This window comes from Williamsia sp. (assembly GCF_016462415.1).
Lineage (GTDB): Bacteria > Actinomycetota > Actinomycetes > Mycobacteriales > Mycobacteriaceae > Williamsia_A.
This window is the reverse complement of the sequence record NZ_JAEMTF010000199.1, coordinates 1-3,021: the sequence shown is the minus strand read 5'-3', so window position 1 is coordinate 3,021 and position 3,021 is coordinate 1. Positions and strand designations below refer to the sequence as shown.

At 68.9% G+C, this 3,021-nt stretch carries 3 protein-coding genes; 1 reads left to right on the top strand and 2 read right to left on the bottom strand.

The features are described 5' to 3' along the window. Together JHC79_RS23180 and JHC79_RS23175 are read right to left on the bottom strand one after the other, a co-directional pair. A partial coding sequence (locus JHC79_RS23180; protein WP_296395358.1) for a DUF2207 domain-containing protein occupies positions 1–1,726 on the bottom strand: 1,726 nt, incomplete at its 3' end. A 57-nt stretch (positions 1,727–1,783) separates the two neighbouring features. After that, on the bottom strand, positions 1,784–2,557 hold the full coding sequence (locus tag JHC79_RS23175; protein ID WP_296395356.1) for an IclR family transcriptional regulator C-terminal domain-containing protein: 774 nt from the start codon (positions 2,555–2,557) through the stop codon (positions 1,784–1,786). 124 nt (positions 2,558–2,681) lie between these two features. Between JHC79_RS23175 and JHC79_RS23170 the strand changes: the two genes are divergently transcribed. Next, positions 2,682–3,021 (top strand): CoA-transferase (locus tag JHC79_RS23170; protein WP_296395354.1); only part of this gene is annotated, 340 nt, incomplete at its 3' end.

The following is a 3,021-nucleotide window of genomic DNA, read 5'->3' as shown; positions in this document are numbered from 1 at the left end:
CGCCACCACCGCCGGAGAAACCACCCCCGCCGCCGGATGACGACGAGGTCGTCTGTGTGGCCTGGTACGCCGAGATCGCCGATGACACCGAGGAGTTGAAGTCCGCGGAGAAGTTGCTCATCGACGCCAGGCCGTAGCCGGCAGCGTAGCCGTGGCCGGCCCCGAAGTACGACGGGGTCGGCGGCTCCTCACCCACCTCGATCCGGTACTTCGCGGCCCACACCTCGGCCACCCCGAACGCGACCGCCCACGGGATGTACTGGGTGTACAGCTCTTTACGGCCACTGAAGTCGAATCGTGCCTCACTCGAGGCGGTCCCGAGGACCCGTCGGAACCCGCCGATGTGCGACCACGCCTCGCGCCCCTTCTTGGTGCGGAACGTCTTGGCCTCGGGCGCGGCCAACGGCAGCGCGAACACGGCGAAGATCGCGAGCGGCAGCCCGATCAGCGACATGTGGAACGGGCTGAAGAAGAACAGGTAGCCGGCGCCGAGCGCGGCACCGATGACCAGCAGCGCGCCGATCGACCCGATTCCCTTGACCTGCATCAGTCCTGTCGCCTGCGACCACGAGGTGACCGACGAGTCGAAGCGGGCGCGGGCGGCCTTGAGGGCCTTGCCGCCATCGACGTCGCCCGGCTGGGCGGAGAAACTCTGTCCGGGCGCGACACCGAGAGTGCTCGCGGTCTGCGCGGTGACGGAGTCGAGACGAGAGATGTCGCCCTCCTTGCCGGTGATGGTCCATGCGCCGTCGACGTTGTCGATGTCGGCGACGCCCTTCTCGCCGAGTTCCAGCATCGTCGCGGCGTACATGTCGTCGGTGATCTTCTCGGTGAGCACGTAGGCCCCCTGCGCCGGGCCCATGCCCTCCGGCGGCGCGTACATCAGCGGGTAGGCGGGCGGTGGCTCCCGGACACTGCGTGCCAGAAGCCAACTCACGACGCCCGCGACCACGGCGAGGAGGGCGAAGACGATCGCCAGGGGAACCGACCGGCCGAACACGGGATCGAACGGGATCGACCACGGCAGCGACTTCTGGCCGGGCGCCGCGGTACTCAGTGCCGTCTGCACCGTGACCGGGGTGTTGGGTTCGAGGGATCCGGTGGTGACGGTCAGGGTGTTGCCCGCCGCACTCGCCTGACAGCCCGCGTCCGAGCCGGCGCCGACCGCGCACCGGGTGTCCTGCGGTGGCGTCGGAGTGGTCGCACGCAGGGTCGCCTTGGTGATCGGCATCCGCCAGCCACCCGGGATGAGGTTCCAGTAGAACTGCGAGCCGCGCGCACCGTTGATGGGGTCCGACAGCACGCCGTCGACGTCGTAGGTGATGACGTAGCGATGGTTTCCGCTGATCGAGACGTCCGACTTGCCGATCTTCGCGACCACGTACCGGCCACCGCGCTCGGTGCTCAGGGAGACGCCGTCCGACGATCCGTCGCGGGTCACCCGGATGTTCTTCGGCACGTAGCGGATGTGGGAGTCGGCGGGGTCGGCGATGTCGAAGAACCGGAAGATGCCGTGCTTGGAGAGGGGGAAGTCGACGTCCAGCGTCTCGGTGGCCGTCATGTGGCCGTCGGCGTCGACCTCGAAGTCGGCGGTGTAGTCGGTGATGACGGCCGTCTCGGCGGCGGCATCGGACTCGCTGTCGTCGAAGCTGCCGAACAACGCAGGCAGAAGCATCGCCCCGATGACGATCAGGACCGCGAACACGCTGACGACCGCACGCCTCATGGCGCGGAGCCTACTGTGCGGATGCCCGATTCGCCTATGTCCGAGCGGCTCGGGCCCTCAGCCCAGTCGCGCGAGATCGGTTGAGATCGCGTCGGCCGCGCCGAGCAGCGCGGGCAGCAGGTCCCGACGCATCTGTTCCGGGGTGTGACGGGTCGCGTGTGTCGACAGGTTCACCGCCGCGGTGACCGTGCCGGTGCGGTCGTGGATGGGGGCGGCGATGGATCGAAGACCGTCCTCGAGCTCCTGGTCGACGAGGCTGTGTCCCTGGTTCCGGACCCGGTTCAGCTCGGCGCGTAGGGCATCGGGGTCGTCGAGGGTGCGGGGGGTCAGCGCCTGGGGGCGCTGCGTCAGCTGCTCGTCGAGCGCGTCGGCGCCGAGCCCGGCGAGCAGCACCCGGCCCATCGACGTCGCGTTGGCGGGGAACCGGGTACCGATGGTGATCGACACCGTCATGATCCGACTGACCGGTACACGCGCGACGTAGACGATGTCGTGCCCGTCCAGGACCGACACCGAGCTCGACTCACCGACCGCGGCAGAGAGGTGCTCCAGGTGCGGGCCGGCGACCTCGGGCAACGACAGACTCGACAGGTAGCTGTAGCCCAGGTCGAGCACGCGCGGGGTGAGCCAGAAGCGCGAGCCGTCGCCGGCGACGTAGCCGAGATGCTCGAGGGTCAGCAGGAATCGGCGAGCGGTCGCGCGGGTGAGGTCCGTCGCCGTGGCGACCTCGGACAGCGTGCGGCGGGGGTGGGTTGCGTCGAACGCACGGATCACCGAGAGGCCACGCGCGAGCGACTGTACGTGGTCACCCGACGCTCGCGGGGTGCTCACGACGCGCCCGGCGTGTGTTCGCGGATCAGCGCGGTCGTCATGGGTCTCCTCGCGTTGCCAGCTGGCGTGTTCGCATTGCGAACACTGGTTCACAATACGAACCCTTTCGGTTACTGTCCAGGACATGGACAAGGTGGTGCGCACGGCAGCGGAGGCAGTCGCCGACATCCCCGACGGCGCCAGCATCGCCGTCGGGGGATTCGGCCTGGTGGGGGTGCCCGAGATCCTGATCGACGCGCTGCGGGATCAGGGCGCCGGCGAGCTGGAGACCATCAGCAACAACTGCGGCACCGACGGGTTCGGTCTCGGGGTCCTGCTCGCCGAGCATCGGATCCGTCGCACGATCAGTTCCTACGTCGGATCCAACAAGGAATTCGCGCGTCAGTACCTGCAGGGCGAGCTCGAGGTGGAGCTGACCCCGCAGGGCACCCTCGCCGAACGGATGCGGGCGGGCGGGGCAGGGA